The organism is Methylobacterium sp. D54C, from assembly GCF_053345595.1.
Window position 1 is genome coordinate 380,523 of record NZ_JBKFAK010000004.1, and the last position, 15,039, is coordinate 395,561.

Genomic DNA, 15,039 nt, shown 5'->3' on the forward strand with positions numbered 1-15,039 from the left:
TCACGAATCCCCGTCGGTCCCGCGCCGCTCGACCAGCGCGGCGACGGCGCGGAACACCAGGACGGTGACCAGCAGAGACAGGGCGGTCGAGACGACCAGCACGAGGGCCAGCTTGGCGCCCTGAGCCCGCAGCAGGTCGAGGCGGCCGACGACGCCGACGCCCGCGGGGACGAACAGGAGCGACAGGTTCATCAGCAGCCCGCGCGCGGTTGTCTCGAGCGTCCCGTCGGTCAGCGGCTTCGGCAGCACGCGCGGCAGGCCGAGGCGGGCATTGTCGCGCAGCAGCAGGAACGCGAACATCAGGCCCATGCCGATCACCGGCCCCGGGATCGGGACGCCCGCGCCGCGCGCGAGGGCTTCGCCCAGCAGCTGCGCGAGCAGGATCAGGGCCAGGCTGGCGATCATCGCGGGCGGCCGGGACTACGCGGCCGCGACGCCCTGCTGTCCGCTGCGGCGGGCCGCCGCGATGGCGGCCTCGTCGAAGCCGAGCAGGCGGCCGAGGCGCTCGACCAGCGCCTCCTCGAACTCGTCGACGTTGCCGTCCGCCGCCGCGACCGACCACGCCATGGTCAGCAGCTCCTCGCGCTCGGACCGGTCGGCCTCGTGCGGGATCATCTCCACGAGGCTCGCCACGTCGCGCACCTCCGAATCCATCGCGGCGGCGCGCTCGATCAGCGCCCGCGCGGCGTCCGGACCGTCGGCGTAGTGGCCCTGCACGAGGCGCGAGAGGCGCTCGCTCTCGGCCGGCGCCAGGATGCCGTCGACGCGGGCGACGTGGACGAGGAGCGCGGTGGCCGCGAGATGCGTCTCGTCCACGGTCTCCTGCGTGCCGACGCCGAGAGCCTCGGCCGCGTAGGCGCGCAGGCGTGCGATCAGGGACATGGCGGCTCCGGGGGATCGTGCACCGCAACAGTTCGGGCCCCGGCGGCGCGTCGTCAAGCACGCCGCCGCACGTCGCGCCGGACCGTGGCCCGGTTGCATCGCCGGCGCGGCGCTCACCGGCGCGCTGCGGCCTCCGCCCCCGTCACCAGCGGCGCGAGGATCGCCTCGGCCGCCCGCACGGTCGCGGGACCGGCCTCGGCGGGCGTGCCGGCGCGGAAGGGCGGCGCCGGGGCGTACTCGGCGACGAGCTGCGCGGTGCGGGCGTAGGAATGCCCGCGCAGGCGCGCGGCGAGCGCCAGCCCGAGATCGAGCCCCGCCGAGACCCCAGCCGCGGTGACGCGGTCGCGGTCGAAGACGACGCGCTCGGCCACCGGCCGGGCGCCCAGGAGCGGCAGCACCGCGTCGCGCACGCTCCAGTGGGACGTCGCGCGGTAGCCGCGCAGCAGGCCCGCCGCCCCAAGGATCAGCGACCCGGTGCAGACGCTGGCGATCCAGCCGGCCCGCGCGGCGCGGTCGCGCAGGAAGGCGAGGAGCGCGGCGTCGCCCATCTGGGCGGGGGTGCCGTCGCCCCCGGGGACGAACAGGACGTCGAGATCCGCCGGGCAGGTCGCGAAGCCGTGGGTCGCCACCAGGACGAGGCCGGTGTCGCTCGTCACCGGCCCGGGCTCCGCGCCGACGAGGTGGAGGTTGCCGGGCGCGAGGCCGGCGAGGAAGGTCTGCGGCCCCACGAGATCGAGCGCGGTCAGGCCCGGATAGACCAGCATGGCGATCCGGACGGGACGATCCGGCGGGATCGGCGCCGGATCGCCGGCGGCGGCCAGGGCCGGACGGAGCGGCGCGACCAGGGCTGCGGCGAGCGCGGCGGCGACGAGATCGCGGCGGCTGGCGTCCGGCGCGGTCACGGGCGCGCCGGGCGGGTCACAGGGCCCAGGCCGCGTCGCGGTAGGCGCTGTCCCAGAACTGCCACTCGAGCCGGGTGGCCTGCGTGAACGCCCGGTGCATCCGCGCGCGCTCGGCCTCCGACGCGCCCCGCGCCGCCCGGTCCGTGGCGGCGATCATGGCCGCGACCGCGGCGGCGAAATCGTCGCCCGCGTAGGTGTCGATCCAGGCGCGATACGGGTTGTCGGGCGCCGCGCGGGCGAAGATGTCGTCGCCGACCGCCTTGTAGATCCAGAAGCAGGGCAGCAGGGCCGCGCAGACCACCGCGTAGGGCTCGGCGTAGGCGGTGGCCGTGAGGTAGCTGACGTAGTGGTCGCAGGCCGGCGTCAGGGGCGTGGCCGCGAAGGTGTCCGGCCCGATGCCGTAGTCGCGGAAGAAGCCGCCGTGGAGGGCGCGCTCGACCACGATCGCCTCCTGCGCGGCGCGGGAGAACTGCACGATCGTGTCCGGATCCGGCGCCTTCGCGGCGGCGAGGCTCAGCGCCCGGCCGAAGCCGATCAGGTAGTGCGCGTCCTGCACGATGTAGTGCCGGAACCGGTCTTGCGGCAGCGTGCCGGCGGCGAGCTCGGCGTTGAACGGCATCGACCGGATGGTCTCGTAGGCGGCGGCGTTGCGCGCCCAGGCCTCCCGGGAGAAGGCGTCGCCAGGTCCGGGGGATGCCACGGCCTAGCCCTGCCGCTGCGCGTGGGTGACGGCGACGTGGATCAGCTCGGCGAGGGTGCGCACGCCGAGCTTCTGGCGCATCTGCGAGCAGGCGTTCGTCACGGTCTTGTAGCTCACCGACAGGTCGGCCGCGATGGCTCCGTAGGAGCGGCCCTGCGCGAGGCGCGCCAGGATCTGCTGCTCGCGGGGGGTCAGCTGCGATTCCGGCGCGCGGCGGGCGTCGGCGCGCAGCATCGCCACCTCGGTGGCGAGGCGCCGGTCGAGGTAGACCTCGCCGACGCGGACCTTGGCGAAGGCCTCGAACAGCTCGGCCGAGGCGTGGTCCTTGAGGACGTAGCCCAGGGCCCCCGCCTCGAGGGCGCGGGCGACGATCACCGGGTCGTTGTGCATGCTGAAGACCAGGATGCGCGTCTCGGGCGCGACCGCCCGGATCCGCCGGATCAGGCCGAGCCCGGCCATGCCGCTGCCCTGGAAGGTCAGGTCGCAGATCACGACCGGCGGGCGGAGCCGGTGGAAGATCCGGTAGCCGCCGACGACGGTCGTCGCCTCCGCGATGGTCTCGACGCCGGAATCCTCCAGCACGCGTCGACAGCCCTGCAGGACGATGGGGTGATCATCGATGACGAGAACCGGCAGGCGCGTGGCGGCGGCGTCGATCTGGGATGCGATGGCGTTCATGCGCTCGGCGCGGTGTTGTTCTCGTCGCCCCGGTCAGGCGGAACGGGGATCGTGATCCGGACGATCGCCCCGGGGCCGGCATTGTCAAGGGCGAAGGTGCCGTCGAGGGCCTCCACGCGCTCGCGCATCCCCGACAGACCGAGCCCGGTGCCGTGTTCCGGCGGGATTCCGGTGCCGTTGTCGCGGATGGTGAGGTCGATCCGGCCGCCGGTCTCGGCCGCCTCGGCCTCCACCCGGGTCGCGGCGCCGTGCCGCACGGCGTTGGTGGCGCTCTCCTGCACGCAGCGGAACACCGTGAGGTCAACGAGGTCGCCGTAGCCCCGGGCCAGCCCGTCGAACCGGCCCGCGAAGGCGATGCCGGGATGGCGCTGCCCGAAGCCGCGCAGGAGCAGGTCGAGGCAGGTCGCCAGGGGCGCCTGTCCGAGGCCGTGCGGCCGCAAGCGGTTCAGGAGCTCCCGGTTGACGGTCTGGACCTGCCCGACGATGGCGCTGATCTCGGCCGCCCGGGCGGCGAGCTTCTCGCGGCTCGGCTCGGCCGCGCCAGAGGCGATGCGGCCGATCGAGGCGGCGTTGGCCTCCAGCGCGAACAGGCACGGACCGAACTCGTCGTGCAGCTCCAGGGCCGTCCGGCGGCGCTCGTCGTCCTGCGCGGTCAGGAGCTGGCGGTTGAGGCGGCCGTTGGCGGCCCGGACCTCGCCCAGGGCCTCGGCGACCTTGTTGAACCGCTCGGCGATCACCGCCAGCTCCCGGGCGCCGGGCGGCGCCAGGCGGGCGGTGTAGTCGTGGTGCTCCAGCTGGGTCAGGCCGGCGCCGAGCCGCCGCAGCGGCGCGAGGATCCGGCCCAGCGCGATGTAGAGCGCGATCAGCATCGCGGCGTTGATCGCCAGGGTGGTCAGCGAGAGCGCCCGCGCGTAGCCCCAGATCTCGTCGATCTCGTCCATCGGCTGCGTGGTGATCTGCGCCGTGCCGAGCCGCCGCCCGTTGACGACGATCGGAAGGGCGTGGCGCTCGATCGGCGGCATGATCAGGTCGGCGAACCAGCGCGGCGCCTCCCGGTCGGCGCGCGGCGGCGGCAGCGGCCGGCCGACCTCGTCGCCGTCCGCGTCGAGCACCGCGACCCGGACGTGCCGGAGGACCTTGAAGCGCAGGTCGAGGGTCTGGAGCAGCGTGTCGGGCGCGGCCGTGTCGGACAGGCGGATCGTGTCGGCCACCAGCGACTCGACGGTCGCGAGCGACGCGCGGGTCTCGACGCGCACGGCCGACCGGGCGTTCAGGACGATGACGGCGCAGGAGATCACGGCCGCGAAGGCGTCGATCAGCAGGACCACCGCGACGAGCCGCGCGCGGGTGGACCACGCCGACCAGGGCCAGCGGCGGAGCCGGGGAGCGTCCGGCGCTTCGGCCGTCTCGGTACGCGGGGACAGGTTCGGGCGGGTATCCACGCGCTGACGCATAGCGACCGCGCCGGCGAAGTCCATGCCGCCCGCCGCGGACGGCCGGCAGAGTGGCGACCCGGACGTGCTCAGGCCGCCCCGCCCCCAGTGCCGCGGACGGGGCGAACACCGATTCTTAAGCGGCGCGGCGTAATCTTGTGGATAGCCGTGCCAGGACTGGCTGGGCAGGCAATTCGGACCGACATCATTGCGCCGTATTGCAGCTCCTCTATCGCCACCAGAGTCGAACCACCTTCGAATCCTCGGAGTGTGGCGGCCGGTGAAGGGGAGCCCGGTCGCGCGCGGCGTGTATCGTGTCAGAGATCCCGGCCTATGATCGATCTCAACCTCGACCCGTCCGAGACCCGGCCTGACCGGACGCCGTCGGCCAAGCCCGGGCCGTCGCTGAACCTCAAGGTCGCGCTGTTCAGCGTGGCCGGCGCGAGCGCGCTGGTCGGCTTCGGCGTCGCCGCCTCGACGGTGATGGCCGGCCTCGCGGCGCCAACCCCCGTGAAGATCGTCGCGTCCCGGCAGGCCGCGGACTGGCCGGAGCTGAAGGACGGGCTGCCCGCCATCAAGGGCTCCGTCCAGGCGGCCGCCCCGGCGCAGCCCGCCAAGCCGGAGACACCGGCGCTCAGGATGGTGTCGCTGCCGGAGGCGTTCGCGGCGATCACGCCGACGCCGCCCGCGCCGGACACCCCGCGGCCGGCGGCCCCGCACCCCGCGAAGGTCGCCGCCGCCCCCGTCGCGCCGACGCAGCGCATCCCGGTTCCGACGCCCGTCACGCCGGTCGCGGCCGCGCGGGAAGTCGCGCCTCTGGCGCCGGTCCGCACGGCCGCGCTTCAGACGCCCCGCGCCTCCGAGACGGTCCGGGCCCGCGTGCTCGTCGAGCCGGCCGCGCCGAAGCCGGTGGCGGAGAGCACGGAGCGCGCGGAGAAGGCCGAGCGTCCCGAGAAGAAGGAGCGGGCCGAGAAGACGGAGCGCTCCGGGAAATCGGAGAGGACGGAGCGCGCCGAGAAGATCGAGCGCCCCGAGAAGCCCGCGCCCAAGGCGGCGACCCGCCAAACGCCCGCGCCGACGCGGACCGCCGACAAGGCGAAGGGCGCCGCCGCGACCGTTGCCCAGGCGGAGCCCGCCGAGGCGGAGGACACCGAGGTGCTCGGCATCAAGCTCCCGTCCCTGGCGCCGGCCGGGCGGAAGCTCAAGGAGAGCGTCGACGCCCTCGGCGACGCCGTCAAGAACGTCTTCTGATCCGCCGCGCCGGCCCCGATCACGGGGCCGGACGTCTGCCGAGGCCGGCGCTCAGGCCCGGCCCGTCTGGCGCCCGGCCTTGTCGCCCTTCGGCGCGGTGCGCTCGGCCTTGCGCTGGTGCTTGCCGGCCCGCGGGCTCGCGAATCCCTTCGGTCCGGCGGGCGGGCCCCGGCGCTCGGCCGGCGCCCCATCGCCCGCGAGCGCCTCGACCTGGATCTCCGGCGAGCCGTTGCGGGCGAAGGATTCGGCGAAGCGAGCCGCCGCATTGCCCCGCACCTCGAACTTGGTCTCGCGGTCGAAGATCCGGATGGCGCCGATCTCCTGGCGCCCGATCCCGCCCCGACGGGTCAGCATCGGCAGCAGCCGGCGCGGGTCGGCGTTGTCGCGGCGGCCGAGGTTCAGCCGGAACCACACCGCCGGGCCCATGGCGGCGATCCGCTCCGGGTCCATCGGGTCGTAGGGCGGACGCTCGCCGCGGGGGGCGCGGCCCTCGCCCGGATCGCTAACCTCCTCGGGGGCCGGCAGGCGGGTGCGGTACACGCGGGCCAGGAGCGCGGCGAGTTCCTCCGGGCTCTTGCCGGCGAGCAGCGTCTCGGCCAGCGCGACGTCCTCCTCGGCCGGCGGCTCGGCGAAGAGCGGGTCGGAGAGCATGCGCTCGCCGTCGAGCCGGCGGATCTCGTCGGCCGAGGGCGGCCCCGACCATTCGGGGCTCACCTTGGCGATGGCGAACATCTGCTCGGCCCGGCGCCGCCGGGAATTGGGGATCAGCAGCACCGAGGTGCCCTTGCGGCCGGCACGGCCGGTGCGGCCGCTGCGGTGCTGCATGACCTCGGCGTCGTGCGGGAGATCCGCGTGGATGACCAGGCTGAGCGACGGCAGGTCGATGCCGCGGGCGGCCACGTCGGTGGCGACGCAGACGCGGGCGCGGCCGTCGCGCAGGGCCTGGAGGGCGGCGTTGCGCTCGCCCTGCCCCAGCTCGCCCGAGAGCGCCACCACCGAGAAGCCCCGCTCGGTCAGGCTGGCCTGGAGGTGCCGGACGGCGTTGCGGGTGTTGCAGAAGACGATCGCGGTCTTGGCGTCTGCCTCGCGCAGGAGGTTGAGCACCACGTGCTCGGTCTCCCGCGGCATGATCCGCACCGCCCGGTAGGCGATGTCGGCGTGGCCCTTGGTCTCGCCCTTGATCGCGAGCCGGAGGGCCCCGCGCTGGTAGCGCTCGGCCAGCGTCTCGATCGCCTTCGGCAGGGTCGCGGAGAAAAGGTAGGTGGCCCGCTCCGCGGGCGTCGCCGAGAGGATGAACTCGATGTCCTCGCGGAAGCCGAGATCGAGCATCTCGTCCGCCTCGTCGAGGACCACGGCGCGCAGCGCCGTCGGGTCGAGGTTGCGGCGCTCGAGGTGGTCGCGCAGGCGGCCCGGCGTCCCGACCACGATGTGGGTGCCGTCCGCGAGCATCCGGCTCTCCCGGCGCGGATCCATGCCGCCGACGCAGGCCGCGACACGGCCTCCGGCCGGCCCATAGAGCCAGGACAGCTCCCGCTGGACCTGCAGGGCGAGTTCCCGGGTCGGGGCGATCACGAGGGCGAGGGGCGCCGCCGGGGGCGGCAGATGCTCGGCCTCCCCGATCAGCATGCTGGCCATGGCGAGGCCGTAGGCCACGGTCTTGCCGGACCCGGTCTGGGCCGACACGAGGAGGTCGCGGGAGCCGGCGGCGGCTTCCAGCACGGCGGCCTGGACCGGCGTCGGGTCGGCGTAGCCGCGGTCGCTCAGGGCCCGCGCGAGGGGGGCGGGCAGGGTCGGGAAAGGCAAGCTTCGGGAACTCTCAACGGCCGTGCCGCGCCCGGCAGCGCGCCATCGCGCGGCGGGGGAATCAGGCGCCGGACTTTATTCGGGTGCCCGGAAGGTAACGCCAACCGGGCCGACTGACCACTCCCGTCGCAGCATGGGGCGGTTGCGCGCGCTCGATCCGGGATCCGGCCCGCCTCATCGGCGCGCGAATGGACCCGCGGCCGATCGGCCGTCGACGCCGACACTGGTCCGACGACCTGCTAAGGCTCCCGTGAATCGCGCACGTCGAGGCCCGACGCGAACCGAGCGGAGTACACGTTCATCATGATGGCAGCCCTGCGGGTGGCGGTAGCCTGGGCGACGGTTCTCGCCTTCACGTGGTTCGGCAAGGACTGGCTCGGAGACCTGTCGCAGCCCCTGTTCGCGGGGGGCCTGTTCGCGTGGCTGCTCGCCGTGATCGTCTGGGCCGCCTTCGGCGTGGTGCACGAGGCCGAAGAACTGGCACACCGCCTCGGCGAGCCCCTCGGGACGCTGGTCCTGACGCTGGCGATCGTCATCATCGAGGTGGCGCTGATCTCCGCCGTGATGCTGTCGGCCAAGGACGCGCCGACCCTCGGCCGCGACACGATGTTCGCGGTGCTGATGATCGTGCTGAACGGCGTGGTCGGGCTGGGTCTCCTGGTCGGCGGCCTGCGCCACCACCAGCAGCGGTACAACCTCCAGGGTGCCTCAGCCTTCATGGCGGTGATCATCCCGCTCACCACGATCGCGCTGATCATCCCGAACTTCACCAGTTCCACCAGCGACGGGACCCTGACGACGCTTCAGGCGGTCACGTTCTCAGTGTTCACCCTCGCCCTCTACGGCGTGTTCCTGCTCATTGAGACCGGGCGCCACAGCGAGTTCTTCATCGACGCGGAGATCCCCGAGGCGACGGAGCCGCCGCACGGCGCGGATCCGGTCTCGGGCGGCAGCGTCGCCAAGCATGTCGGCCTGCTGCTCGCCAACGTCCTGCCGATCGTGATCCTGGCCAAGAGCCTCGCGGTGATCCTCGACCACGGCATCGCGGCGCTCGGCGCGCCGACGGCGCTGGGCGGCGTGCTGATCGCCGCCATCGTGTTCACGCCGGAGGGGATCTCGGCGCTCAAGGCGGTGGCCCGCAACGAGCTCCAGCGGGCGATCAACCTGTGCCTGGGGGCGGCCACCTCGACGGTCGGCCTCACCGTGCCGGCGATCCTGACCATCGGGCTGCTCACCGGCCAGACCGTGGTGCTCGGCCTCAAGCCGACCGAGATGACCCTGCTGGCCGTGACGCTGATCCTCAGCGCCCAGACCTTCTCGGGCTCACGCACCACCGTGCTGGAGGGCGCGGTGCACCTCGTGCTGTTCTTCGTCTACCTCGTGCTGATCTTCAGCCCCTGATTCGGCTTCCGGCGGAACGCTTCGGCCGATGCAACCCGCTCCGTCGTCGCGAGCGCAGCGAAGCGACCCGGGGCGGCGCGACGTTGGAGAACGTGGCGCACTCCGGATTGCGTCGCTCCGCTGGCAACGACGACAGAGCCGAGATCCTCGACCGGAAAGCGCCAGGCCTCGTTCAGGCGCCGAAGCGCTCGGTGCGGATCAGGCCCGGCGCGACGCCCTGCGCCAGGATCAGGTCCGAGGCCGCGGCCACGAACCGGTTCGAGCCGCAGAGGAACACCTTCCCGGGCGCCCCGATCCGCGCCAGCGCGTCGGCGACGAGGTGCGCGTCGATCCGCTTGCCGCCGGGCTCGCGCGTCGTGGCGAGATGCAGGGAGAAGTTGGGATCCGTCTCGGCGAGCCGCTCCAGCTCGGCGACCGCGATCGCCTCCGCGCGGGTGCGGGCCGAGTAGATCAGCGCCGCCGGGATCGCCCGCCAGTTCTGCGCCCGCCGCCGCAGCATCGCCAGGAGCGGCACCACGCCGGACCCGCCGCCGCCGAGGAGCAGGGGCCCGCCGTCGGTCCCGTCCCAGGAGAACGAGCCGCCGATTGGCCCGCGCAGCTCGACCCGGTCGCCGACCTCGGCGCACTGCGAGAACCAGCCGGACACCTCGCCGTCCGGCAGGGCCTCGATCATCAGCTCCAGGGTGCCGCTGCCGTCCTGCGCCGAGGCGACGGAGTAGCTGCGCTGCGCCTGGTAGCCGTCCTCGGCGGTGAGCCGGACATCGACGTGCTGCCCGGCCCGGTAGGACTCGGCGAGGCCGCAGCGCAGCCGGACGCTCTTCACGTGCGGCGTGACCGGCGCGATCGCGGTGATCTCCGCCTCGTGCCAGCGGAAGACGATGGGCTCGATCGCCGAGTCAGTCACCGTCTCAGTCACCGATGTAGCGCTGCTCACGCCAGGGATCCCCGTACATGTGGTAGCCGCGCAGCTCCCAGAAGCCGGCCGTGTCGGTCTGGGTGAACCGGAGACCCTTCACCCATTTGGCGCTCTTCCAGAAGTAGAGATGCGGCACGAACAGCCGCGCCGGGCCGCCGTGATCCGGATGGATCGGCTGGCCCTCGTAGCGCGTCGCCACCAGGGCGCGGCCGCCCACGAGGTCGGCCACCGGCACGTTCGTGGTGTAGTCGTCGTGGGATTCCGCCAGGAGGTAGCCGGTCGGCGCCGCGATCCCGGCATCGGCCAGGATGTCGTCGAAGCTGACGCCCTCCCAGGTCGTGTCGAACTTCGACCACTTGGTGACGCAGTGGATGTCGCCGCGCCAGGTCGTGCGGGGCAGCGCCTCGAACTCCGCCCAGCTCCACGCCTTGATCGGCCGGGCCCCCTCGCGCAGCGTGAAGCGCCACGTGGCCATGTCGACGGTCGGGTTGGGGCCGATCTGGAGGATCGGGAAATCGTCGGTGAGATATTGACCCGGCGGCAGGCGCGCGCCGGTCTCGGGCGGCTGCCTGCGTCCGACGAAGCCCCGTGTCACCATGACGGTCGCCGCTCCTCTCGCTCGCCCTCCGGCTCGCCCCCGGGTTTGGTGCGGCGGAGCACCTCACGTCAAGCCGGCACGTGCGGCCGAACAAACGCCCCAAAGCTCGGGTGTGCTAGCAGCTCTGTGCCGATCGATCGGCACGAATCGCCTGCTTTCAGGGAGATGTCATGAAGTACCTTCTCGCGACGAGCCTTGTCGTCGGGAGCCTCGCCACGCTCGCGCCGGCCGCCCAGGCCCGCGACGGCATCGGCGCCGGCGGCGCGGCCGCCCTCGGCGTGCTCGGCGGCCTGGCCGTCGGCGGCGCCATCGCGTCGGCCAACAACGGCTACTACCCGGGCCGCCCGGTCTACCGCGCCCCGCCGCCGGTCTACGTCGAGGAGGATTACGGCCCGGTCTGCCACTTCGAGCGCCGCCGGACCTACGATGCCTACGGCGACGTCTACATCCGCCGCGTCCGCGTCTGCGAGTAGGCGGCTTCCGGAGTGGCCTCTGCGGCGGGCGCCGGTTTCAGGCGCTCGGCGCACGCAATCCCGGCCAGCACCAGGGCCAGGGCGACCCCTTCCGTCGCGCCGAACGGCTCGCCGACCAGCAGGACGGCGAGGATCGCGCCGAAGATCGGCACGAGGTTGACGAACAGGCCGGCGCGGTTCGGTCCGATGATCTCGACGCCGCGCATGAAGAAGAGCTGCGCCAGCAGCGACGGCCCGAGGCCGACGAAGGCGACCATCAGCCAGCCCTCGCGGTTTGGCCAGACGGCGTGGCCCGTCGCCCACTCGACGGCGAGCGGCGGCAGCGAGGTGACGAAGGCCGCGACCGCCATCGCGGCGAAGAACACCAGGGCCGGCACCTTCGGGCGCGTCGGCAGGAAGATCGTGTAGCCCGCGTAGAGCAGGCAGGCGCCGAAGACGAGCACGTCGCCGCGGTTGAACGCGAGGGTCGTGAGCACGGACAGGTCGCCGTGCGTCGCCGCGAGGCCGGCGCCGACCAGGGTCAGCGCCACGCCCAGGACCTGCCCCGGCGTGACCGGCACCCGGTAGGCGAGCCGGTTCAGGACGATCACCAGCACGGGGATCGCCCCCTGGAACAGGGCGAGGTTGATCGCGCCGGTATGCACGCCGGCCGCGTAGAACAGGCAGTTGAAGGCCGTGTAGCCGAGGCCGCCCATCAGCAGGATGCGCAGCCAGTGCGGCCGCAGGAGCGGCCACGCGGCGGCGAGCCGGCGCGCGGCGAAGGGCATGAGCACCAGGCAGGCGACCGCCCATCGGAGCGTCGTGATGACCTGGGGCGACACGTGACCGGGCGCCCAGCGGCTGGTAACGGCGTTGCCAGCCCAGAGCAGCGCCGTGACGGTCAAGAGCAGGTAGGCGGGCGCCGCCGGGGAAGCCCGGCGCGCGCGCCCGGTCGTCAACGGCGGCGGAACTGACCGCCGCGCACCGGCGGGCGGGGTCCGGACGAGCGCTCGTCCTTGTGGCGGAACACGAGGCGGCCCTTCTCGAGGTCGTAGGGCGACATTTCGACCGTCACCCGGTCGCCCGCCAGCGTCTTGATGCGGTTCTTCTTCATCTTGCCGGCCGTGTAGGCCACGATCTCGTGGCCCTGGTCGAGCTGCACGCGGTAGCGCGCATCCGGCAGGATCTCGATCACGAGACCATCGAACTGCATCAATTCTTCTTTCGCCATGCACCTTCTCCAGTCGGACCGTCCGGCAGCAGGCGTTCCGGCAATGCGTGTTCGGCTGTCATCGAGCTCGGGAAACGCCGCAGGGCGCGGATCCGATCCGGGGGACCGCCCGCGCCAGCTCAGCAGCACCGCTCGCATGTAGTCCCCGCGGGAACCGGCCGCAAGTCACGGACACCGAACACGTTCCGTCATCGACACGATTTGCCGGCTCTCAGGGCTCGGCGTCGTTGCCGGCGTAGTCGAGGCGACCGTCCGGCGTCCGGCGCCAGATCCGCAGGGCGATCGGTGCTGCGGCGCGGTCGCCCCGCGCGTCGAAGGCCACCGATCCGAGCAGCGTCCGGGACGGCCCCGTCCGCACGGCCTCGGCCACCTTGTGGCCGTCCGCGATGCGGCCGGTCCTCGGGTCGGCGGCGCGGGTGCGCTCGGTCGCCTGCGCCAGGAGCTCCACGGCCACGTAGGCGTTGGCCGCGACGCTCTCCGCCTCGGGCGGGCGCGGCACCGGGCGAGCGCCGCGGATCTCGGGCAGGCGCGGCGGATCGGGAACCAGGGTCATGACCGTCCCCTCCCCGTCCCCGTCGACCGCGGCGAAGGCGGGGTCGAGGATGCCGTCGCTCGCCACCAGGGTCGCGCCGAGGCCGGCCTCGCGCATGGCGCGGAGCAGGGTCACGGCCTCGGGCGCGAGGCCGCCGAAATACACCGCGTCGAGGCGCGCCGCCTTCAGCCGCGCGACGAGGTCCGCGAGGTCGCGGGCGCCCCGGGGGAAGCCGTCGAACAGCACCTCCGGCATGCCGGCCTCCTTCAGCCGCGCCGCCACCGCGTCGGCGAGGCCGCGGCCGAAGGTCGAGCGGTCGCTGAGGATCCCGACCCGGCGTCCCGCGAAGGCCTTCGCCAGGTAGGCCCCGGCCGCCCGACCCTGCTGGGCGTCGCTCGGTCCGAGGCGAAACAGGTTCCACAGCCCCCGGCCGGTCAGCGGCCCGTAGGATGCCGCGGGCGCGACCATGACCGCGCCCGCCTCCTCGTAGACGGGCGCCGCGGCCGCGACCGCTCCGGATTCGAGCGGCCCGACGACGAGGCGCACGCCGTCGGCGGCGAACTTCTTCGCGACGGCGACGGCCTGCCGGGCCTCACCGCCGTCGTCGGCCGGGACCAGGACCCAGCGCGGGCGGCCGCCCGCGACGCGGTTGAGATCGGCCACCGCCTGCTCGGCGCCCTGCCGGAGCCCCTGGCCGAAGGCGGAATCCGGACCGGTCAGGGGCGCCGACAGCCCGATCCGCACCGGTGCCTGCGCGACGGCCGGGGCGGCCGCGAGGAGAAGGGCGAGGAACGGGAGGAGGCGACGGATCATGGCGGCACTCTAGGACCGTCTCCGCCCCGACCGGAAGGGCGCCGCTCCCGGATAGCCCGGACTATCGTCGGGCGCAGCGTCGCGCAGATCGTTGAGCGGATCGGGACGCTGATGCGCGCGGAAGCGCTGGCGGGCGAGCGCGATGTGCGGAATAAGGGCGTCGGCCCGGCCCGTCGCCGGGCGTGCCGGCGCCCTTCCACGCGTCGCCGGCCGAGACCCTCTGGGACGATTGACGATCATGACCTCGCTGTTCGCCGGCATCCAGGACGCGCCGCTCGACCCGATCATGCGCCTGTTCGAGGCCTTCAACGCCGACCCGAGCCCCAAGAAGCTCAACCTCGTGGTCGGCGTGTACACGGACGCGGACGGCAAGGTGCCGCGCCTGCGCGCCGTGCAGACCGCCGAGAAGCGCTGGATCGAGAAGGGCCTGCCGAAGACCTACCGGCCGATCGAGGGCACCAAGCCGTTCCGCGACGCGGTCCAGGAACTCCTGTTCGGCAAGGGCGCGCCGATCCTGTCCCAGAACAGGGCCGCGACGCTCCAGAGCATCGGCGGCACCGGCGCGCTGAAGACCGGCGCCGACCTGCTGGCCAAGCTCTACCCGAACGCCACCGTGGCGGTGAGCAACCCGAGCTGGGAGAATCACAAGGCGCTGTTCAGCCAGGCCGGCTTCACCGTGGTCGACTATCCCTACTTCTCGGCCGAGACCGGCGGCGCCGACTACCCGGCCATGAAGGCCTATCTCCAGGATCTGCCGAAGGGCTCGATCGTGGTGCTGCACGCCTGCTGCCACAACCCGACCGGCGCCGATCTCGGCCTCGACGAGTGGCGGGACCTCGTGCCCCTGATGGCCGAGCGCGGCCTGATCCCGTTCCTCGACATCGCCTACCAGGGCTTCGGCAACGGGCTCGACGCCGACGCCGAGCCGGTGCGCCTGTTCGCCGAGTCCGGCCAGGAATTCCTGGTCGCCTCCTCGTTCTCGAAGTCGTTCTCGCTCTACGGCGAGCGCGTCGGCGCGCTCACCATCGTGGCCGAGAACCCGGCCGCGAAGGCCAAGGTCGAGGCCTTCGCCAAGCGCCTCGTCCGGGCGAGCTACTCCAACCCGCACACCCACGGCGCGGCGATCGTCGAGATCGTGCTCACCGATCCGGAGCTGCGCGCCGACTGGGAGCGGGAACTCGGCGAGATGCGCGACCGGATCCGCGCCATGCGCGAGCGGATGGCCGACAGCCTGCAGCAGCGCCACCCCGAGCGCGGCTTCGACGCCATCAAGGCGCAGAAGGGCATGTTCTCCTACACGGGCCTGAGCCCCGCCGAGGCCACCCGCCTGCGCGAGGACCACGAGGTCTACGCCCTGGAGACGGGCCGGATCTGCGTCGCCGCCGTCAACACCCACAACATCGACCACGTCATCGACGCGATCGACGCGGTGGTGAAGGGCTGAACC

General features: G+C 73.3%; 16 protein-coding genes. 4 read left to right on the forward strand and 12 right to left on the reverse strand.

Annotation, left to right across the window (positions count from 1 at the left end; genetic code table 11):
• The 6 genes from ACLBYB_RS13055 to ACLBYB_RS13080 form a co-directional block, all read right to left on the reverse strand.
• Positions 1-405 (reverse strand): CidA/LrgA family protein, encoded by a 405-nt coding sequence (locus ACLBYB_RS13055; RefSeq protein WP_447699023.1) that lies wholly within the window; start codon positions 403-405, stop codon positions 1-3.
• A 15-nt stretch (positions 406-420) separates the two neighbouring features.
• The gene (locus ACLBYB_RS13060) at positions 421-882 is read right to left on the reverse strand and encodes a tellurite resistance TerB family protein (RefSeq protein WP_020093031.1); all 462 of its coding nucleotides are present in this window, start codon (positions 880-882) and stop codon (positions 421-423) included.
• Between the two features lie 113 nt (positions 883-995).
• Complete coding sequence (locus ACLBYB_RS13065) at positions 996-1,784, reverse strand: DJ-1/PfpI family protein (RefSeq protein WP_447699024.1); 789 nt, start codon at positions 1,782-1,784, stop codon at positions 996-998.
• A 16-nt stretch (positions 1,785-1,800) separates the two neighbouring features.
• Positions 1,801-2,484: a thiaminase II gene (gene tenA / locus ACLBYB_RS13070; RefSeq protein ID WP_447699025.1), complete on the reverse strand. Its 684-nt coding sequence runs from the start codon at positions 2,482-2,484 to the stop codon at positions 1,801-1,803.
• A gap of 3 nt (positions 2,485-2,487) precedes the next feature.
• Positions 2,488-3,162 (reverse strand): response regulator, encoded by a 675-nt coding sequence (locus ACLBYB_RS13075; RefSeq protein WP_012320334.1) that lies wholly within the window; start codon positions 3,160-3,162, stop codon positions 2,488-2,490.
• The gene (locus tag ACLBYB_RS13080) at positions 3,159-4,640 is read right to left on the reverse strand and encodes an ATP-binding protein (protein ID WP_447699026.1); all 1,482 of its coding nucleotides are present in this window, start codon (positions 4,638-4,640) and stop codon (positions 3,159-3,161) included. The genes ACLBYB_RS13075 and ACLBYB_RS13080 overlap by 4 nt, the downstream gene beginning before the upstream one ends.
• Before the next feature lie 288 nt (positions 4,641-4,928).
• Between ACLBYB_RS13080 and ACLBYB_RS13085 the strand changes: the two genes are divergently transcribed.
• Entirely contained in the window at positions 4,929-5,846 is a 918-nt protein-coding gene (locus ACLBYB_RS13085) for a hypothetical protein (protein ID WP_447699027.1), read from the forward strand.
• Positions 5,847-5,897: 51 nt separating this feature from the next.
• On the opposite strand, the gene ACLBYB_RS13090 is transcribed toward ACLBYB_RS13085, so the two are convergent.
• The gene (locus ACLBYB_RS13090) at positions 5,898-7,649 is read right to left on the reverse strand and encodes a DEAD/DEAH box helicase (protein ID WP_447699028.1); all 1,752 of its coding nucleotides are present in this window, start codon (positions 7,647-7,649) and stop codon (positions 5,898-5,900) included.
• Positions 7,650-7,952: 303 nt separating this feature from the next.
• Between ACLBYB_RS13090 and ACLBYB_RS13095 the strand changes: the two genes are divergently transcribed.
• Positions 7,953-9,050: a calcium:proton antiporter gene (locus ACLBYB_RS13095; protein WP_447699029.1), complete on the forward strand. Its 1,098-nt coding sequence runs from the start codon at positions 7,953-7,955 to the stop codon at positions 9,048-9,050.
• Between the two features lie 172 nt (positions 9,051-9,222).
• On the opposite strand, the gene ACLBYB_RS13100 is transcribed toward ACLBYB_RS13095, so the two are convergent.
• On the reverse strand, positions 9,223-9,954 hold the full coding sequence (locus tag ACLBYB_RS13100) for an FAD-binding oxidoreductase (protein ID WP_447699063.1): 732 nt from the start codon (positions 9,952-9,954) through the stop codon (positions 9,223-9,225).
• Between the two features lie 4 nt (positions 9,955-9,958).
• Positions 9,959-10,564 carry a sulfite oxidase-like oxidoreductase gene (locus ACLBYB_RS13105; protein WP_056533142.1) on the reverse strand — a complete coding sequence of 202 codons (606 nt, stop codon included), beginning with the start codon at positions 10,562-10,564 and terminating at the stop codon, positions 9,959-9,961.
• Between the two features lie 170 nt (positions 10,565-10,734).
• On the opposite strand from ACLBYB_RS13105, the gene ACLBYB_RS13110 reads away from it, so the two are divergent.
• Entirely contained in the window at positions 10,735-11,037 is a 303-nt protein-coding gene (locus ACLBYB_RS13110; RefSeq protein WP_012320341.1) for a hypothetical protein, read from the forward strand.
• On the opposite strand, the gene ACLBYB_RS13115 is transcribed toward ACLBYB_RS13110, so the two are convergent.
• The 3 genes from ACLBYB_RS13115 to ACLBYB_RS13125 all read right to left on the reverse strand — a co-directional run bounded on the left by ACLBYB_RS13115 (position 11,007) and on the right by ACLBYB_RS13125 (position 13,592).
• Positions 11,007-11,975: a DMT family transporter gene (locus tag ACLBYB_RS13115; protein WP_020093022.1), complete on the reverse strand. Its 969-nt coding sequence runs from the start codon at positions 11,973-11,975 to the stop codon at positions 11,007-11,009. The two genes, ACLBYB_RS13110 and ACLBYB_RS13115, sit on opposite strands and share 31 nt — an antisense overlap.
• On the reverse strand, positions 11,972-12,247 hold the full coding sequence (infA, locus tag ACLBYB_RS13120; RefSeq protein WP_012320343.1) for a translation initiation factor IF-1: 276 nt from the start codon (positions 12,245-12,247) through the stop codon (positions 11,972-11,974). Before infA ends, ACLBYB_RS13115 begins: the two co-directional genes overlap by 4 nt.
• 211 nt (positions 12,248-12,458) lie before the next feature.
• Positions 12,459-13,592, reverse strand: a complete 1,134-nt coding sequence (locus ACLBYB_RS13125) for a branched-chain amino acid ABC transporter substrate-binding protein (RefSeq protein WP_447699030.1) — start codon at positions 13,590-13,592, stop codon at positions 12,459-12,461.
• A 238-nt stretch (positions 13,593-13,830) separates the two neighbouring features.
• Here ACLBYB_RS13125 and ACLBYB_RS13130 point away from each other — a divergent pair, with 238 nt between their 5' ends.
• Positions 13,831-15,036, forward strand: coding sequence for an amino acid aminotransferase (locus ACLBYB_RS13130; RefSeq protein ID WP_020093019.1), 1,206 nt, complete (start codon positions 13,831-13,833; stop codon positions 15,034-15,036).
• Positions 15,037-15,039 lie beyond the last annotated feature (3 nt).

Coding starts and splice junctions, on each gene's coding strand:
- ACLBYB_RS13085 (WP_447699027.1), top strand. CDS start 4,929: ATGATCGATCTCAACCTCGACCCGTCCGAGACCCGGCCTGACCGGACG.
- ACLBYB_RS13130 (WP_020093019.1), top strand. CDS start 13,831: ATGACCTCGCTGTTCGCCGGCATCCAGGACGCGCCGCTCGACCCGATC.
- ACLBYB_RS13055 (WP_447699023.1), bottom strand. CDS start 405: ATGATCGCCAGCCTGGCCCTGATCCTGCTCGCGCAGCTGCTGGGCGAA.
- ACLBYB_RS13080 (WP_447699026.1), bottom strand. CDS start 4,640: ATGGACTTCGCCGGCGCGGTCGCTATGCGTCAGCGCGTGGATACCCGC.
- ACLBYB_RS13110 (WP_012320341.1), top strand. CDS start 10,735: ATGAAGTACCTTCTCGCGACGAGCCTTGTCGTCGGGAGCCTCGCCACG.
- ACLBYB_RS13125 (WP_447699030.1), bottom strand. CDS start 13,592: ATGATCCGTCGCCTCCTCCCGTTCCTCGCCCTTCTCCTCGCGGCCGCC.
- ACLBYB_RS13060 (WP_020093031.1), bottom strand. CDS start 882: ATGTCCCTGATCGCACGCCTGCGCGCCTACGCGGCCGAGGCTCTCGGC.
- ACLBYB_RS13105 (WP_056533142.1), bottom strand. CDS start 10,564: ATGGTGACACGGGGCTTCGTCGGACGCAGGCAGCCGCCCGAGACCGGC.
- infA (WP_012320343.1), bottom strand. CDS start 12,247: ATGGCGAAAGAAGAATTGATGCAGTTCGATGGTCTCGTGATCGAGATC.
- ACLBYB_RS13075 (WP_012320334.1), bottom strand. CDS start 3,162: ATGAACGCCATCGCATCCCAGATCGACGCCGCCGCCACGCGCCTGCCG.
- ACLBYB_RS13095 (WP_447699029.1), top strand. CDS start 7,953: ATGATGGCAGCCCTGCGGGTGGCGGTAGCCTGGGCGACGGTTCTCGCC.